The organism is Sphingobacterium faecium (assembly GCF_003054045.1).
In the GTDB taxonomy this organism is placed as follows: Bacteria; Bacteroidota; Bacteroidia; order Sphingobacteriales; family Sphingobacteriaceae; genus Sphingobacterium; species Sphingobacterium faecium.
Genome location: NZ_QBKH01000005.1, coordinates 523324 through 542062 on the forward strand (window position 1 = coordinate 523324; position 18739 = coordinate 542062).

Genomic DNA, 18739 nt, shown 5'->3' on the forward strand with positions numbered 1-18739 from the left:
AATACAAACTAACAATCTTCATTTTTATTTGTAATAATAGCAAGAAGTTTTTGAGCATCAAAAATATATGAAACAGCTAATTACAACATGATGAATTATAAACAAAATATCAGTAAAACTGAACGCATAGTGACGATCCTGTCATCGTCTTATTTACTTTATAAAAGCCTATCGGGCAAAAAAAAAGATCCGGCACTGGCGGTTTCTAGTGCTTTGCTTTTATTAAGAGGATCTACAGGTTTCTGTCCACTATACGATAGACTCGGCATCAACCACACCAATAAACCGTCTGATGTGTTGGTCGAATCGGTCATAACGGTCAACAGTCCTCGTCAAGAAGTATATGCGTTCTGGAGAAAACTCGAAAATCTTCCTTTAATTATGAAACATCTGGATCGCGTTGAAATCATCGATGAAAAACATTCCGAATGGCATGTAAAAACACCGTCGGGGCTAGATCCCTTATCTTGGAAGGCCGCTATCAATGCTGATGTTGTCAACGAACAAATTTCATGGTCGAGTATGGCAGATTCGGAGTTGCAGAATGCAGGAACGGTAAAGTTTAAAGAAGTAGGAGAAAATGAAACAGAGATATCGCTAAAAATGAGTTACAAAGCCCCACTTGGTGCATTTGGCAAAACAGTAGGTAAGCTGTTAAATCCAGCTTTAGAAAGAATGATCCAAAAAGATTTTAAGAAATTTAAGGATTATGTAGAATCTGAGGAACTGACAAAAGAGCTAGTATAATTTAAAAAATAGTAGTGATCATCCATTACTACAACAAATAAAAGGGTCTAATGAAATTTAGACCCTTTTATTTTGGCAACAAATTACGATTTCATTTTAGACTATTTTATTACATTTTTCAATACTTTTACCCTAATCAAAATGATATTGATGATGCTAAGTCAATTCAGTTATTATTTTAGTTACCAAAGTTTTCATGATTTTCTAACATGATGTAGAGCACGGTGCTACCAAGCGATCCACATCATGAAAAAAATGCAACCCTCGGTGATCAATTGCCAAATACTTTTGCCAATTCAGTGTGTAAGTTATCGCCTTTTAAATTGATTGCAACAATAGTTCCTTGCGGATCCACCAAATAATTCTGCGGTACGGCCCTTACCCCATATAAAACTGCCGCCTCGTTAGACCATCCTTTTAGATCAGCAACCTGGATCCATGGCATGCCGTCATCTTCTATTGCTTTTAGCCAAGCATTCTTTCCTTTAGTATCATCTAGAGAAACAGCCAATACCTCTAAGCCTTTACTATTATATTTATGATAGGCTTTCACCAAATTCGGGTTCTCAGCACGGCATGGACTACACCAGCTCGCCCAAAAATCTATCAAGACATATTTCCCTTTAAAATCTGAAACCTTAACCATTTTACCTTTGGTATCCGGTTGTGAAAAATCGGGAGCTTTACTTCCTATTTTTATACTTCGCTCCGCTAAAAAGCGTGCTTCCAATTGCCGCGCGGTCGTGAGCTGGCGTACTTCTTTCGATAGTTTTAAAAAAATAGGTTCGATTTCACTAAGCTTTCGCTTATTGGATGCATCAATTAATGCATCGATGGAAAATATAGAGTTCGGATTATTTTCTGCAAATGCTAATTCCTTTACCCGACGAGCCTCAAATCTAGCCTCAAATTTTTCGTGAATGGCTTCATATTGTTCATTCGCATCAGCAGCATCTTGTTTAACTGCTGCAAATGCTTTATTGCCCGCATCAATGATATCCATGAAACCTCCACCTATTTCTTTTAAATATGCGGTATATGCATCATGCATAGGTGACCCTTTAATGGTTGCGGTACGTAAAGAATCCTTAATCGTGAAATTATAGTTCTCATTGCCCAGATAAAAGTATAAACGATCGCCCACATTTTGTGCCATCAGTTTGCCTTTACCTTCTTGATCCAGCACCATTCTGGAATAGATAGGTTCATCAACAGTACCTGTTAAACTGAATTTTCCATTTACAATCTGGACAGAGTCTGACACCGAAAATCCATCTTTGGTATAGTCCAGATAAATCATCTTACCGTTAAACATTTTAGGAGCCGTTCCTTTCATCTGAAAAGCAGCTTCTTGCGCAAACAGCAACGTTGGCGCTGCGGCCAGTATAATGGCAGCAATTTTTAAAATTTTCATATGTATTATTTAAGCTATCGTGTATTACTTATTTTCTCCAGGTCAGGTCTACCACTTCACCAGGTATTCCATCAATTTTATTGAGGAGCTGTCCATCTTTACCCACCTGAATATCCAGATAATAAAGTGAGCCCCCAGCACCTACTATAAGTGTATTTTCGTCATCATCCAATTTCACTAAACTCACAGAAGATGGTAGGTTAACTTTTAATTCCTGCACCTGTTGATTGAGCGGATTATAACGGAACACTTTGTTTTGATAACCCACATAAATATATCCAATACGGCTTGCCACCATTTTAGTATCAGCATTGATCCACTCCTGATGTACAAAGAGCTTTTTATGATTTGCGGTAACTAAAAATGGCCCGTTAAAATTAGCCGTAAACTTCAGTTCATAAACTTTTCCTGCATCATCTTTCACAAAAGCATAAGTGTCCTTATTATTGATCTGAACCATATGCAACAGATCCATCCCCACACGGGTAGGATCAAATATTTCTGGATTCACGCTCGTATATTGTGTGCCAAAATACATGGGTGAACCATACATATTAATCCGTATAAATTGTTTTTTAATTTTCTCAAAACCGATAATGCTGAAATTATTGTCTACCGATGATAGGACAAATTGAGGTGACAACTCATAATCGCCATCGGCAAATGTTCCAAACATACCATACGTTACCGATTGGTCCCATGTAGTCGTTGCTCCAGCATAAAATTTACCATTGATCACACCCAATAATGTCCCCTGCGGATAAGTTTGTAAACTTCCGACATCGATACGTGGAGGTGCTAAGAAAAAGTTGTCATACAATGTCCCTGGTTTCAAGGTCTCCTTCTTCAAATTATTCACATCCAGTCGAACCCCACCATTTTTTGAAATAATCCAATATCCTAACGGCGTATTTCCTGTAAACTGATTCTTGACATAGTGGATATGTAATGAATGATCCGGAAGATTTTCACCATTAATGATCTCATAAATATTAGCCTGAACCGAATGATCAGGTTTTATAAAAGAGAGCTTACTAATACCATTATCGACCGACAGCACCAATGATCCTCTTGAGAATGCGGTCGTTCCCTGGATATAAAAGTTATAGAAATATTTCATCCCATTCGCCTTGTTTGTAACGGTCAGTCTGGCGCGATAACGCTTTGCTTCCAAACCAAAAGCGATCCGTAGTGCTTGTCCTTCGTAATGATTCGTCTCCGGATTAATTGCTTCAGGAACATCAATTCTCCAGTTGCACTGTACCGAACCTGGATCAATTCCCGAAATCTTTGGAGTGATGATTAAACTGTCGCCTACCGAAGCCTCATACAAGGTGTCTAGCCCCGTAATTTGAGATTCCTGCGGTAATGCAATATCATAGTTACCTTTATCTTTATAGCAGCCGTATAAAGTTGCTATAATCATCGCAATGAAAACAGATGCGATGATCCCTTTTCTCATAAAAATATTTCTAACCATATTATCTCACCTCCTTTCCTGTTTCATCAATGAAAAAATACTTACCCGAACCTGCATTTTTCCTTAACAGTATGGTTCGATTTGGATTATCCACATGGTAGAAAACATAATTCTGTCCACCATCATTGGACTCCAGTTTATAGTCCTTTTCAGGATGATCCTGCACCCATTTAAAGGGATCATTTAACATCATCAGCAATAAATTTGCGAAATAGAGATTTTTTGGCGCATCTAAGCTCTGCATAGACAATGTGCGCTGTTCTGTTACAAGCAAAAACAATTGATGTTTTACCCTAGAATAATTATCCAACCACATGGACCACCATTGGGGCTGTTCCAATTGTGCGGAGAGGATGATCCGGGCACGAATCAGGTCCTTATTTTCAATTCCAAAATCAGGACTTTCTTGAAGTTTGATGATTAAAGACACGGCATGAGTTTCCAGGTCCTTGACGTTATGAATGATAATAGGTAAAAAAGTTTGTCCAGCTCCTTCCATAAGCGGATAGTCTGGCTTCAATTTGTCGTAATGAATCTCCGCTTGAGCTGTTGAGGAATCCTTTTCTATATATGCCTGGAAGCTTCGTGATTTTTCATCCCGGTAACCCATCAATTTGACTGGTAGGAAAACCGTATCCACCGCCTTAGTCATATCATAGGCAAAAGTGTACACCATACTGTCGCGATCTGCAGCAGTCAGATCAAAATAAATATTTGCTGGCTGGTCATAGGTCATGACCGATACTTTTTTGCAAGAAAAGAACATAGACATGCCAAATGACATGATTAAAAAAGTAGTATATTTCATGTTGATGTTCAATTATCTTTGTCCATAAATTATTTCATCGTCAGGAAGCGGCCATGTAAATACCTGCTGATTCACGGGTATTACAGCTCCCTGCTGACCAACTATCGGTTGATTTAATCGTTTATATACAAAAAACAGCTGCCCTTCGGCATACATTTCCTTACGATACTCCTTTATCAGCACCTGACGAAAATCAGCTTGGCTCATCATGTCGAGCTTCTGCCCGATTCCCCGATTTTGCCTCACCTCATCTAAATAAGCAAGTGCTTGAGCAGGATCATTGCCAAAAGTGCATTCAGCGGCGATATAATACATTTCACTTAATCTAATGGCTGGTGCAACCAAGTAATGCAAGTTGGCCGAAAAGCTCTCACTGAACACATTTCTTCTATATTTGAGCAAAGGAGAAATAAAAGCTGAACCTACGCTGGTACTTCCAAACCACTGCGTGTAGCGCATATCGCTACCTCCAGCCCCACCGACATCGTAGATGATCTTCGCTTCCTCTTGATCCAAATACATCCCCGAGTTTCCCTCAGTAAACCACTCATTATTAAAGGTGTTGCTCATCGCAGGAATATACCAAGCAAATAGCAGCTCTTTATACAGGATACGGTCCTTTTTATCCGCATCCACGGCCAGGAAATCTGTCCGATTTGTCCAAGGGAATTTTTTGGCTGCTATAATTTCCTTGGCATATGCCAACGCTTTTATTTGGTCGCCTTTGTACAAATTAACGCGAGCCAGCAACCCACACACAGCAAAATAATTCAGTCTATGCCTCCTATTTTGCAAGAAAAGGCTTGGATCTTGGAGTTCCGAATTTTGTAAGGTATCTGTACTTGTCGGATAACCAATGACATACGATTTTTGACGTATACGGTCTATTTTTAGCAATTCCTTCGCTTGTTCCAGATCACGGATTACGGAGTCCAGCACTTGGGATACAGAAGACAATTTTGTTGATTTGTTGGAGTAAGTTGTGACGTAAGGTATAGCATCCGATTGGTCACTCACAATTGGTGCAGTAGCAAATAATCTAAGCGCGTCAAAATGCAGATAAGCTCGCAAGGCCAATGCCTCTCCTTTGATCAATGGATAGTTATGACCGATAAACAGATTTTGTTTTTTATCGACTTCGCCTAGAATCAAATTAGCATTGACAATACCATTATATAAGCCTTTCCACACATTATCCTTGCGCGCAATGAAATTTGCATCGCTGTATCTGAAGTTTTTAGTTTGCTGGTATCGCAACGGGTCATTACTGGGAATGGTATAGTTCTGCACCAATACTTCAGATGTACCGATCGTCAGCTCTTTACCATATAAATCACTTTTAGAAGCTCTGGTGTACACACCTATAAGCGCTTCTTTAAAACCATCTTCTGTCGAGAAAAGGATGTTTTTATCCACATCACTTTCGGGTTGTATATCGAGCCATTTCGAACAAGAAAGGAACCCAAGATTGGAAATCAATATTAATATGATATAAATCTTTTTCATTCTTCAATTAGTATAAGTCATTAGATATTTATAAACCCGCTTGAACGGTAAAAGAGATACTCCGCGCGAAAGGATAATTGATCCCACGTTCTTGCTTGACCGATGACCAACGAAAGATATCATTTGCAACTACCCCCATCCTTAAGCTTGACAGTGCTAATTTTTTTGTAAAAGCCTTTCCAGCATCGTATGAAATATTGAGAGACTGAAGCGCAAGTAAACGATCTGGCATGATAAATCGAGAAGAGACACGGGTTAGTCCAAGGTCTTGAATACTCTTATAGAAAGACACATCACCCGGGTTTTTCCATTTTTCTTCCAGCACCCGGCTATCCACATTGTATCGTGGGTCTGCATTTTCCACCCGATCTACCAAAGTTTGATTATAGGTCTTTCCACCCAAGCGGGTTTGAAAATAAGCCACCATCATCAATTGCTTGTAACGCAGCGTTCCACCGAAAAAACCTTCCATTTTAGGAGTTGCCACAGCCACAACATCGATATCCTTCGCATCCCAGTCATAAGTCAACGATCCATCTTTTTTAATAAAAACTTCCTTCCCATTTTCAGGGTCAATTCCTAAAGATGGCACAGCATAAATGGCATCTAACGATTGTCCTTCCTTGTACCTGAGCAAGGGCACAGCCATCAGATCACTTCCTTGCTGTACCTCATCTACCCGGTCGTTATAACTTTTAAGTGCATTGGAAATCCGGATGATCTTATTTTCATTACGGACTAAATTAGCCAGCAAACTTAGTGTCCAATTTGATTTGCGGATGGGTATCCAGTTTGCATTCAGCTCAAAACCCTTATTTTCCATATCACCCAGATTTTCTTTATAGGATGCAAATCCGGTGGAGGGTGCTAAGTTGATGTCCGCCAAAATATCCCGTGTTATCTTATGATAGTATCTTGGAGAAAATGTCAAGCGGTCGTTCCAGAAACCTAAGTCGATCCCGACATCTGTATTTTGGGTCTTTTGCCAGGTCAGATTCTCATTGCCATAATTCCGGACTGTACTTCCTAAACCCGACGAATACCAGTTACTTTTATCATAATTGTAAGTAGTTCTTGACATGTACGGGTCAAACTGTACAGAACCTGTCAATCCGATCGTTGCCCGCACACGTAACTGGCTAATAGACTCATTATCGAACCACGATTCCTGATGTATATTCCAGCCGATACCGGTTGACCAAAATGGAGCCGAGCGCTTATTAGCTCCAAATTTAGATGAACCATCGATCCGCAAGGTGGCATCAAAAAGATATCTACTGTCAAATGAATAATTTGAACTCAAGAATGCACCAAATAATCTGGAAGCGCTTAAGCTGCTTTGTGGACTTGCATTTTCAGCATACCCCTTTGCAAAACCGACACTTGTAAAACGATCATTAGGAAAACCGACAGCTGTAAAAGAACGCTCATCATAACTTTCCGTTCTGATATTTGTTCCCGCTACAATATTGAAATTATGCTTTTCGATCGTCCGCATCCAGTTCGCCCGTACATTGGCATCCCAGTATAGTTCATTATTCGTATAACTGGTATAACTACCTTTTAAATCGGTTTGACTTGTTGGATAATAAAAAAAATCATTGGCCAAAGGCGAACGGAAGTTGTCGTTATTGTTTAGTCTCTTCAATAGACTAACTTGTCCACGTAATCGCAAACCTTTGCCTAGATCTAGGTCTGCAGATAGATTATCTAAGAGTTCGGTATAGCCTAATTTGTTGAAGCTACTTAAAGTAGCATTATAAAGTGGGTTCAATACATGCTCCCTTTGGCTTGACCCCGAGTTGGCGACCCTGGTCCAAACATCAATTTCCTGAAGGATATTACCGTTATCGTCTTTCATCCGATAATAGGGATTCATCAGCACATAGTCTGAAAAATTACCATATGGAGATTCCGTACCATTTACGATGGTCACTGATAATTCATTTTGGAAGCGTACTTTATTACGAAGATTGTAGCTGAAATTCAGACCTCCTGAATATTGATTTCTACCGGACCCTTTCATGACTCCAGGTCGAGTCTGGTACCGCAGGTCCACACCATATCTGAATGTTTCTGCACCTCCCTGGATGTACAGTCCGTGCTTTTGCCCAACAGCAGTTCGCACAGGCTGAGAGAGCCAGTAGGTGTCTACTCCGCCCAACACATTGGCCAATTTGCTGTAATATAATTCGTCAAGTACATCTTGAGACTGTCGCTGTACATCGCTGTCATAGAGCCCGGCCAATTTTTCGTAAGCTAATTTATCTGGCGCATTCAAAACTTTATATCCAGTCAGATCAGGAACATTGACATTGCTTTCGTGTGTATAAGTCATCTGCAGCTTCCCATCTTTAGGCGATTTTGTCGTGATCACCATGACCCCATTGGCAGCCCGTGATCCATAAATAGCAGTTGCAGCAGCATCTTTTAAAATGGTGACACTCTCAATACGAGTCATATCCAAGTCCAGTACTTTTTGAACACTAACTTCAAAGCCATCCATAATAAAGGCAGGCATATTGATCGAGGTGGTAATATGATCACGTCTCAGTACTTCATTATTGCCAGTAGGCAAAGAAGAAGATCCTCTGACATTGATATTGGGAAGTGCATTGGGATTAGAACCCGCGAGGTTATTATCGAGCAATTTGAATGATGGATCAAATACTTGCATCGCTTGAAGGACATTCTGTGGATTCACCTGGCGCAGCTCTTCTCCGCTTTTGGTAACAGCTGTACCCGTATAAGAATCTTTCTTGATGACTTGGTAGCCCGTTACGACAACCTGATCAAGGGCATTAGCCTCTTCCTCCATTCGGATGGAATAGTCAAATTTATCATCCAATAATTTCAGGACGTAAGTTCGATATCCCACCATAGTCATGGTCAGTGTACGTTGTGCTGTAGCCAAGAAAAATCGTCCATCTTGATCTGAAATCGTGACAGGTCTGCCTTCCTGAAGCACGGTCACCCCGTTTAAGGGATTTTGATCTTTGCCGACTACGGTCACTTTGATCTCTTGCGGCAAAGACTTTTTAACCGTTGGAGTAGCTTTTTGATTGGTATTATGTGATCGCTTTTCCAAAAATATTGTTTTTGAATCAATCGTATAGTTGATATCCTGATCCTTAAAAATATGATCCAGAAAAGATTTAAGTGGCATCTTCTCAACTTTCACGGTCAGTGGTTTTGCCCTATCAAGTAGTTTTTTCGCTCCCATGACCTCATAGTTTGTCTGTACCTTGATCGCTTGTAGTACCTCTGTCAGTGCAACCTGGCGACCCGAATACGTAATGGTCTGCGCGGTGACCTTTTCACAAATTAGAAATAGAAGCACAACAAAAAACAGGGACAATGGCTTTGTCACTTTTAAATAGTAAGAATTTATTTTCATTAATGATGTTTAGGTTAGTTTGTCGGACGGAGTCCAATAAAATTCATATAGGCTGTTCGTTGTAATTTTTCTTTAAATAATCCTCCTTTCCTTTTATAATTTGTTCTGTTCGATGATTAATTTACCATTAGTTGTAAAATGATAACGTAAGTTCTGATCCTTCAAAATATTTAATATAGTACTGAGTTTACTTGTCCGGTAAGTGCCTCCAAAAAATTCGACATCGGGCATCTCTCCTCTATATTCAATATCCACATTATACCACCGTGACAATTCGTCCATAACTTCATAAAGGGACTTTTCGTCAAAATTAAATCGGCCATGGATCCAGGCCATTTCCTGATTTACATCGACAGCACGACTGGTTAGCTTACCTTTATTGACAAAAGACTGGTAACCTGGCAATAGGATGAGATGCTTTCCACTGGTTAATTCCTTCACCTGTACTTTACCTTCCAGTAGCGTTGTTTTCATCTCACTCTTGTTACCATAGGTATTTACATTAAAATGTGTACCCAGTACAGACACCTGCTGATTTGCAGTTTCAACAATAAAGGGCTGATTTTTGCGCTTGGCAACTTCAAAATAGGCTTCCCCATCTACACGTACTTCACGTTTATCTGCTGCAAATACCGTAGGATAACGAAGTGTCGTTGAGGCATTTAATTTGACACGCGTACCATCGGGCAATATCACATCATAAACACCTCCTCTAGGGGTTTCAATGGTTGCAAATTGAGCAGATTGTGTCTCCGCCACTGCGCTCCCATCATTATAATGAACTCCTTTTTTATCCATATGGACCTGGCTTTCATGTTCATTGAGCTGAAATTGTCGTCCATCCGAAAAAGTAACAGTAGCGCGATTTTGAGCAGGCAGCCTATCCACTTGAGATAGCTGGATTTCCGAAGGAATAGACTTGTTGACCTGGCTATAGTACCACACCCCTCCCAAAGCGATGATCATACAAGCAGCGGCAACAAACGGAAGCAGACGTTTAAAAGAAAATAGATGTTGAGGTGCGGGTGTTGTAAATAATTTTGCTCTTATCTTCTCAAAATCTCTATTTTTTTCAAATTCCTGCAAACTTTCAAAAGCCTTTTTTTGCATTACTTGATCAAAGCAACGTTTGTAAACCGCTTGATTCTCTTGAGACTCACTTAACCATTTTTTTAACAGCAAACGGTCTTCAGCACGCTGTTCACCCTTCATTTCTTGAACAATGAGGGCGCTAATACGGATCAATAATTCTTCTTCTTTTAGGTTCATGATATCTCTTTTCAATAATAGATACCGCACCGAATTAAAAAAGTACTAAAGAAGAATAAAAAAAAATTAAATTTCTGAAGAAAAGAATACGATGGACATCAGGTAATGAAAAGAATTGCGGCTTAACAGCTTTCGCAATAAGCTTAAGGCACGCAGTTTTTGGTTCTTTACAGTTTGCATATTAATATGTAACAAGTCGGCCACTTCCTGATTGCTATATCCCTCCAAATAAGTCAGCTCCACGATTTCACGTGCTTTAGGCGGGAGTTTTTTAAGAGCATCATACAGCTCTGACATTGTTTCGGTGTAGACGATCTCTTGGAGTTGATTGGACTGATCTTGATCCTGTAGACGGACATAAGCATCCACACGGTTTATTCTTCTTTGCCGCGAAGTTTGGTAATTAATGCCCAGACGACGAGCAGTTTGATACAAAGCTGCTTTCAGGTGATGCAAACTTTCAAAATTGCGCTTACTTTGCCACAATCGGATAAAACTTTCCTCCGCTATATCTTCTGATTCTTTGGTCTCATCGACAAAACTTAATGCAAACAAACAGATACGAGCAAAATAGCGATGATATATATACGCACAGGCTTCTTCTTTTCCTGTGGAGAAGTCCTCAAGCAATTCTTTTTCGCCCGTATATTCCATTCATCAATCTATTTTCAGGTCCGGTAGCTGTTTTCAAACTCAAATATATAGATAAAATTTTAGTAAAATAGATGGATAAAACAATCATAGCAGACTTCATGATAAAAAATTCGATCGCTATACATTAAAATAACAAGCCACAATACTAACGTCATAATTTTTTCAACATTCAATTCTTTACCTCTATTTAGGATCAGCTGTTACAGACAGTTAGCATGATAGACCTTAATTTTTAGCATGACACAAATTGATCTTGATCAAGAGTAAGCACAGATTTTAATAGCATTTACCCCCTGAGTGAAGCGCTTAAAAAGAGCATTCGCCAGCAGAGTAAGCTTACTACATTTAACAAAAAAGCGCATTTACTTCAATTCAACGAAGTAAATCAATCTATATATTTTATCTTGCCAGGTTGCGTAAGAACCTATTATCTGAATGATGACGGCGAAGAACATACCTCTTGGCTGCTAACCGAAGGAGAGCCCGCCTTTCGATTATGTCCGATAATATCAGATACCTCAGGTTGCAAGCACCTGACATCACGCAAAGTAAAATTTCTGATCATCTGGGTGTTACGAGAGATGATTACGCAAAATATGAGATGGAAAAAACTGCGCCACCACTCGATGTGCTTGTAGGGATCTCCCGCTTTTTTGATGTGAATACCGATCTTTTGCTTACGGCGGATCTGCGGAAATCTAAACCGCAGCAAGCTGTGCCGCAACAGCATAACTTAGACACTTAAGTCGGGTTTAATTTTTGTAACTTGTATCCCATAACGCAACACAAACAAGGTGAATAAAAAAGAAGCCTATTAACAACAATAAGAACATGGCGGAATACACCAAACCATCAATATAGAAGAGTGGAACAGAAAGGAACATTTTAATGCTTATCGTGATGCGATCAAGTGCGGATTCAGTTTGACCGTTAAATTAGATATTACGCAGGTCATTCCTTTTGTAAAGGAAACGGGATTTAAATTTTATCCCGTGATGATCTATTTGCTCTCACAAGCAGTAAACCAACACCCTGCCTTCAAAATGTCCATGAAAGAAGGTGAGTTGATCCTTTGGGATCGTGTCGACCCGGTTTATACCGTCCTTCATCAGGACACCGAAACTTTTTCTGCCCTGTCTGTCCCCTACAGCGATAGCTTCATGGATTTTATAGACAGCTATAACCAGGTCCTTCAAAAAAATGAAAACAACAGGAGTTTTTTCCCTGAGCAGGCACCCCAAAACCATTTTAATATTTCGGCACTTCCGTGGATTCATTTTGAAAGTTTCAACCTCAACATTGCTGATTTTACAGACTATTTTGCACCCAGTTTTACCTTCGGAAAATACCAAACAGAAGGAAACAAAACCCTGATGCCCTTGGCCATACAAGTACACCATGCTGTTTGCGATGGAATCCATGTTGCCAAATTGATAGACACCTTACAGCAAGCCTGTACAACCATCAAAACGCTTATATAAAGCTAAAAAGAGGAGAAAATTAATTTTAATTTAGAGCGAAAAACACATGAATATTAGAAAAGCAACATCAGCAGATCTTCCACAGATAAAAGCACTTTATTCGCTGTTGTTTGAGCAGCTGGCAAACTATGAACCTGATTATCTTCAGCCGGCTCTTCAGGATGAAGACTTTCTGCGCAAGGTAGTTGCAGCAGAAGATAATCTTGTTGCATTTATTTACGTTATAGACGGGCAAGTAACAGGTTTTGCAATTGCAAAACTAGAGGAGAGCCCCCCTTACCATTGTTTTATCCCGTTGACATGTATGTATTTAATGGACATTGTAGTTGATGAAACCAGTCGTGGAAAAGGAATCGGAAAAGCGTTGATTGAACGCGTCAAGCAATGGTCTAAAGAGCAGGGAGCTGATTATCTAGAACTTAGTGTGTTGGCAAAAAACACCTTAGCAGAGGCATTGTATCTGCGGGAAGGTTTTGAAACCTTTACTAAATCGATGCGAATGAAAATTGAATAGCTGATTAATGATTTCTTTAAGACAAGCTCTTATAAATTCCTCTGGAAATCACTCATAGCATTACGCTAAATCACAAAATATTACTAGAAGGCACATGATATTTAATCTTAAGGTTTCCCTTTTTTGCACGATATGCCTGAAACTGAACTAAACCAGCGGAATTATACCAATCAACTCCCAGCTCCTTTAAAATCTCGCCCCCTGGGATTGCAATTCCATGTATTTTTATCGTGTCATCCGTATGCCCATCAATTTTAAGAATCAAAATTGTGACATCACTGATATTAGTTTCAGCATGAAGTAAAGTATCTTTACTTACATCGTAAACATTCCATTCGTCACGATTTTTAGTGTGACATAAAAAAAAGACTGCCCTTATAAAACCTACTAACCATAGCGGTAAAATAAATTTCTTACAATATATATGGATAGCTTACACTAGTAATCGGCTCTTAACTTTCTTCTATTCGCAGGAATAAGTTTGTCCCATTCGACAATTCCATCATATTTAATTCTTCAGGATATAAATATCGTTAATTCCCACTTAAAAACTACAGAAATAAAATTACAAAAAGTGGAAGTCTTACATACTTCCACTTTTGTGATTTTAAAAAGATGTAATCACGCCAAAAGTAATATTCCGTCCCGGATTATATATACCCAATGAAAGGTCGTGATGATCTAGTCGACCAGGTCTCAGACGGTTTAATGCATCGTAATACTTCTTATCCAGTAAATTACTTCCAGCAGCATACGTTTGCACATTTAATCCTCTAATCTTAAACGTCGTTCCTAACGAAGCATTTAGTAAGGTATATCCCGACACACTGGTTTCAAATTCACGGTCTACTCGTCGCTGTGCAAAAAAATTATCAATACCAATTTTTAAATAGCTAGCCGACAATCCTTTTATTTCTGTGTTATATTTTAAGCTGTTCTTAAACTGTCCTGCTGGAATAAAAGGCAACGGTCTATCCAGTGTTTTATTTTTAGCATAGGTGTACGAAAAGATATTGTTGAATGTAAGGTGACGGAATACCGTAATATTAAAATCTCCTTCGAATCCATTGAGCTGTGCATCAACCTGACCATACCGATAAATTGCCATTCCATCAGCTGTTTCATCACCGGGCTTTGATGAGATGTAAATATAATCTTTGATCAAGTTAGAATAAACACTGATACTACCATTAAATACGCCCCTATCGTAGTCTATACTAACATCTGCTTGATAACTTTTTTCGGGCTTCAATGCCGTATTGCCGATTTCATACCGAAAAGTGCCCTCATGTACTCCATTTGAGCTAAGTTCTGCCGGATTTGGTGATCGAAAAGCATTACCCAAGTTAGCTTTAAGATTAACATACTGACTCAATTGATGTGTCAAGCCGGTGGCAAAACTAACGTTTGAAAAATGATTTTTATACTTTTCGAACACATCGCCATCTTTGACATATCCATCACCATCATTGACACGATAATCATAGCGCACACCAGCATTTACAGTTGTATTTTCCCAGGTCTTTTTAATATAGCCAAATGCCCCTGCTCCAAAACTCTGATAATCGGGAAGCAAAAACTCAGCCCCTTTATTGGAGTTTTTAGCATGTTCGGCACTAATCCCAAAAGCCGGCTGCCACCCCTGAAATTCATTGATCGTGTACTTCGCATCCAGGGTTAACGTATGTAAATCCAAAAAAAGATTTGGGATAGGATTGTCATGTTCTCGACGCTGATTGTTCTGATAACCGAGGTCAAATTTTAATGATCCCTGATCTAAAATAAGCTGATTGTTCCAAGAAAGCTTCGTATGTCGGATATCCTGCTTCGGAAACTGAAGGCTTCTGTTCTTATAATCCCCTTTCGTAAAAGGATTCCCTGCAGCATCAACATAATTACCCTGGCTATCAAAAGCAGGTTCATAAAATCCAATATTATTGCGAAAGAAAGAGGCATTCACATGCGAATGGCCCCATGACCTGTTAAGTCCAAGCATCGCGCTAAAATTCGTTTCATTGAAACCTGAATTTGGAAAATAACCAGTAGGAGTCTTGAATGAATAGGCATTTTTATAAGTTCCTCTTCCCCTCCAGACAAATCCATTGTGATTACCGGTCAACATAGCAGAACTGGCACTTAACCCGCCATTGGTCGAATAATTGGATAATACTTCGCCCTTAACTTCTCCACTTTGCGGAACAAGCGGCTCCAGAAAATTGATCACCCCTCCCAGTGCATCCGAGCCGTACATGAGCGATGCTGCACCGCGCAGTACTTCGACACGATCTGCACCATATTGATCGATCTCGATCCCATGCTCATCGCCCCATTGATTACCCTGCTGTTTGACCCCATTGCTGATCGTGACAACCCGATTGGATGATAGTCCCCGAATGACGGGTTTAGCAATTGATGCCCCGGTCGTAATCGCCGATACGCCTGGTACCAACCTAGCCAATCCATCTATGGCATTAGTAGCGGGTTCCAATAACTGCTGCTTACCTACAACAGCGATGGAAGTACTATTTTTTTTACTGCTTGAGCTGATCGCTGCGCTCGTTACAATCACCTCATCTAAGGTCAAATTGCTCGGACTTAATTGAATCGAAACCAGATCGTTGCTATTCAAATAAATTCTCAAACTTCGGGTCTGATAACCGACTCCGCTAAATTCGACCAAATGCTGTCCTTTATATTTCGTGGGAATTATGAACCCACCGTTCTGATCTGAAACGAGTTCAAGCTTAAGGTCAGGTACTTTAATAGTAACTCCTGCTATAGGCTCACCATTTTTGTCATCCAAAACACGACCGGTCTGTTTGCTGTCCGTCTGCCCGTAACTCGTTAACGCAGCAATAACCGACAAAGCAAAAAATAAAATTTTCTTCATCATATACATTCATGACTTCATCATTCTTAGGAATGACAAAGCATTTTTAAATCATAAAAAACCAAAAATGAAATCGTGCTACCGCACTATATTGATATAGGTGATGAAGATTGGAGGACCGCGTGGGAGGATCGGAACTAAAGGTTGCGAAATTTCATAAAGATCGATTGGAAATTTCCATAAAATGCGCCACAGTGTAAAAAACGGATTTAGGTTGTGATAAACAGGTCCTTCCGAAAACTCGAAAAGATAATCAGAACTAAAGGTTCGAATTTCATTCTCACTATGGTGGTCATTCCCTTTCTTTGCAATAGGATAAGGATGCTTATGCTGTATAACTTCACCAGATTTTAGCACATGGATATGTAGAAAAAATATACTACAAACTATCCAATAGAGATACAAAAAAACGATGAGATTCGTTTTAAAACTTCTAGATTGGATTTGTTTATGTATCAGCACAAGGCAAATATACTAAAAAAGGGTAATAGCAACAAAGTTGCTATTACCCTTTTTAGTATATTTCTTCACATTTGCTTAGCTTTTCGCCCAATACCTTAGCGCGATAAATTGCTCAATATCGGATTATCAGGATCTGCTGGTGTTTCTTTTCCAACGTTGATCGCTCCTTATAAGAAGGTGAAAATTGTGCTCTCAAAAAATAACAACTAAGCATAGTCTATATCCTGAGGACTCCATCTAATAAGTGATGAGAGATAAATAAAGGAACATGGATTTCCTGCTATTTCAAATTGTAAATGGATAGATTATTGTATAAAAAAGTTTAAAAATATTTTTTAATGAACCTTTTTAAAGGACACTTGTTATATTATTGAAAACTATAGCAGATCTGCTTTTAAATAAGCAGAAAAATAAATCGACGTAGTACAGTAGAAAATCCAAATGCACCCAAAACTTTTGGATGACGAAACAAAAAAGAGGAAACGATAAGAAACATAAAAAAATTACTGTACATCTACACGTCAAGATAAAGGGTCTAATGAAAATTAGGCCCTTTTGACTTTAAATTATCCATCAAAACGTATAGTGTGCAAAAACTTTACAACAAAATATAAAAAAGGTTAAAAGTACCCATATAAAAATGCCAGATATCACTATAGCATATTTATCTGAATTCTATAATGGCTAAAAGAGCAACACATCTTAATTGACTAGCAGAACGATATCTTTACCATTAACCTGACTGAAGTAAGACCACCGCCAGATATAAACCAAAAATTATTCTAATTCAGAGGATCAGCTTTTCATTGCGAAGATGCAAAGGAAGCTGCCCGCATCACTTATTGCCAATTTAGATCGCTACGCTCGTAGTACTATGAAAGCATATTACAGATTTTTGGCATCCATATATTTTGAAGGCAAAATAGTGACAGTTCCATCTGCTCTCAGCTCAATGTAGAATTTTATGATGCTGGCGCCGGTTACACCAGAAAAATAGGTAGCGGCGTGCCATTTGTTTTTATCATTTCCTAAAACCTGTAAAGCCGTGTCCGAAAATGTCGACTGTTTGCCCACGATCAACTTTAACTCTTCAATCGATTGATCCTTTCCTCTTTCTATGACTCCCTGCAGTACTATGATAGAATCAGGCAAATTGGAAATACTTTTTTTTTGCAGCTCATCTGCAATTTGTTTGGCAAGATCTACATATTTACCGTGAAGCCTTGCTGCCATACCATTAGCAGGTATCTCGCTTTGCTCCCCCGTACTATATCTTAATGAATAGACAATAGAGTCTTTGTAAATCGTTTCTCCGATCTCCCAGTGCGTCGGAAAATTGAATTTTTGATATTCGACCAACTGATTTAAGGAGATTTCTGTTGCTCTAAAATGAATGGGTCCATATTTATTTAATATATCTACAGAATCACCTTTAAAAGACATATCGTAATACGACTTAGTGTCTGGATTATCCCGAACCCAAATAACTTCAGGGCGATCTTGTATAAAAGAAACAGCAATATACTGGATCTCAGGGTGAAGTTTAAATATATGATTATTTGCAGTGTCGTATAACATAAAACGGAGAGAAATCAGTGACCTACTTTCGCCTGGCTTATAATGAATGTCCATTTTTATAGTTTCCGCATTATGGTTCTGATCTTGTGCATACGAGCAAGACCAAAGGATAACACTCCCTAAAATAAAAAAAAATTGGAATTTATAATTTATCATGGTTTAACTAAATTTTATACTATTTTTTAGAATTTCTTACCTATATACCATTCAAATTCCTTTACGAAATTCAATTATTTTTTCAATGCACGCTCGATCCACATAGTAGCAGTAGCTGCCAAATCATTCGGATATGTACTCTTCTGAGTTAGATGGCCTCGCTTATCAAAAACCAAATAACTGGGAATATATTCAAAACCAAATTGTTCCAATGCTGTCGCAAACTGGTTTTTATACACGTAAAAATGTTCTCCACCTAATATTTTGCTATATTCCTGAAATCCATTACGATTGGAAGATTCGTCCGTTAAATACACGAATACGACATCTTCCCGAGCTGCATACTTTTTCTTTACTTGATCCATTTCAGAAAAAGCTTGTAT

General features: G+C 38.9%; 14 protein-coding genes. 4 read left to right on the forward strand and 10 right to left on the reverse strand.

Annotated elements, in window-relative coordinates; all coding sequences use genetic code 11:
• Positions 1 to 87: 87 nt before the first annotated feature.
• The gene (locus tag C8N37_RS16355) at positions 88 to 747 is read left to right on the forward strand and encodes an SRPBCC family protein (RefSeq protein WP_108159880.1); all 660 of its coding nucleotides are present in this window, start codon (positions 88 to 90) and stop codon (positions 745 to 747) included.
• Positions 748 to 1018: 271 nt separating this feature from the next.
• On the opposite strand, the gene C8N37_RS16360 is transcribed toward C8N37_RS16355, so the two are convergent.
• The 7 genes from C8N37_RS16360 to C8N37_RS16390 form a co-directional block, all read right to left on the reverse strand.
• Complete coding sequence (locus C8N37_RS16360) at positions 1019 to 2161, reverse strand: AhpC/TSA family protein (RefSeq protein ID WP_108159881.1); 1143 nt, start codon at positions 2159 to 2161, stop codon at positions 1019 to 1021.
• A 28-nt stretch (positions 2162 to 2189) separates the two neighbouring features.
• Positions 2190 to 3623 carry a PKD-like family lipoprotein gene (locus tag C8N37_RS16365; protein ID WP_170114547.1) on the reverse strand — a complete coding sequence of 478 codons (1434 nt, stop codon included), beginning with the start codon at positions 3621 to 3623 and terminating at the stop codon, positions 2190 to 2192.
• A gap of 19 nt (positions 3624 to 3642) precedes the next feature.
• A complete protein-coding gene (locus C8N37_RS16370; protein ID WP_108159883.1) occupies positions 3643 to 4449 on the reverse strand; it encodes a DUF4843 domain-containing protein in 807 nt (268 codons plus the stop codon).
• A gap of 12 nt (positions 4450 to 4461) precedes the next feature.
• A complete protein-coding gene (locus tag C8N37_RS16375) occupies positions 4462 to 5955 on the reverse strand; it encodes a RagB/SusD family nutrient uptake outer membrane protein (RefSeq protein WP_108159884.1) in 1494 nt (497 codons plus the stop codon).
• 28 nt (positions 5956 to 5983) lie between these two features.
• A complete protein-coding gene (locus C8N37_RS16380; protein WP_108159885.1) occupies positions 5984 to 9352 on the reverse strand; it encodes a SusC/RagA family TonB-linked outer membrane protein in 3369 nt (1122 codons plus the stop codon).
• Positions 9353 to 9445: 93 nt separating this feature from the next.
• Complete coding sequence (locus C8N37_RS16385) at positions 9446 to 10621, reverse strand: FecR family protein (protein WP_108159886.1); 1176 nt, start codon at positions 10619 to 10621, stop codon at positions 9446 to 9448.
• A 66-nt stretch (positions 10622 to 10687) separates the two neighbouring features.
• Positions 10688 to 11275: an RNA polymerase sigma factor gene (locus C8N37_RS16390; RefSeq protein WP_108159887.1), complete on the reverse strand. Its 588-nt coding sequence runs from the start codon at positions 11273 to 11275 to the stop codon at positions 10688 to 10690.
• 496 nt (positions 11276 to 11771) lie between these two features.
• On the opposite strand from C8N37_RS16390, the gene C8N37_RS16395 reads away from it, so the two are divergent.
• The 3 genes from C8N37_RS16395 (at position 11772) to C8N37_RS16405 (ending at position 13270) form a co-directional block, all read left to right on the forward strand.
• Positions 11772 to 12020, forward strand: a complete 249-nt coding sequence (locus C8N37_RS16395; RefSeq protein WP_108159888.1) for a helix-turn-helix domain-containing protein — start codon at positions 11772 to 11774, stop codon at positions 12018 to 12020.
• Positions 12021 to 12114: 94 nt separating this feature from the next.
• The gene (gene catA, locus C8N37_RS16400) at positions 12115 to 12756 is read left to right on the forward strand and encodes a type A chloramphenicol O-acetyltransferase (RefSeq protein WP_108159889.1); all 642 of its coding nucleotides are present in this window, start codon (positions 12115 to 12117) and stop codon (positions 12754 to 12756) included.
• Positions 12757 to 12802: 46 nt separating this feature from the next.
• Entirely contained in the window at positions 12803 to 13270 is a 468-nt protein-coding gene (locus tag C8N37_RS16405; protein ID WP_108159890.1) for a GNAT family N-acetyltransferase, read from the forward strand.
• A 607-nt stretch (positions 13271 to 13877) separates the two neighbouring features.
• Here the strand turns inward: C8N37_RS16405 and C8N37_RS16415 are convergent.
• The 3 genes from C8N37_RS16415 to C8N37_RS22850 all read right to left on the reverse strand — a co-directional run.
• Entirely contained in the window at positions 13878 to 16163 is a 2286-nt protein-coding gene (locus tag C8N37_RS16415; protein ID WP_244914450.1) for a TonB-dependent receptor, read from the reverse strand.
• Between the two features lie 1344 nt (positions 16164 to 17507).
• The gene (locus C8N37_RS16425; protein WP_108159893.1) at positions 17508 to 18356 is read right to left on the reverse strand and encodes a hypothetical protein; all 849 of its coding nucleotides are present in this window, start codon (positions 18354 to 18356) and stop codon (positions 17508 to 17510) included.
• 74 nt (positions 18357 to 18430) lie between these two features.
• Positions 18431 to 18739: TlpA family protein disulfide reductase (locus C8N37_RS22850; RefSeq protein ID WP_211322282.1), on the reverse strand; the 309-nt coding region annotated here is incomplete at its 5' end.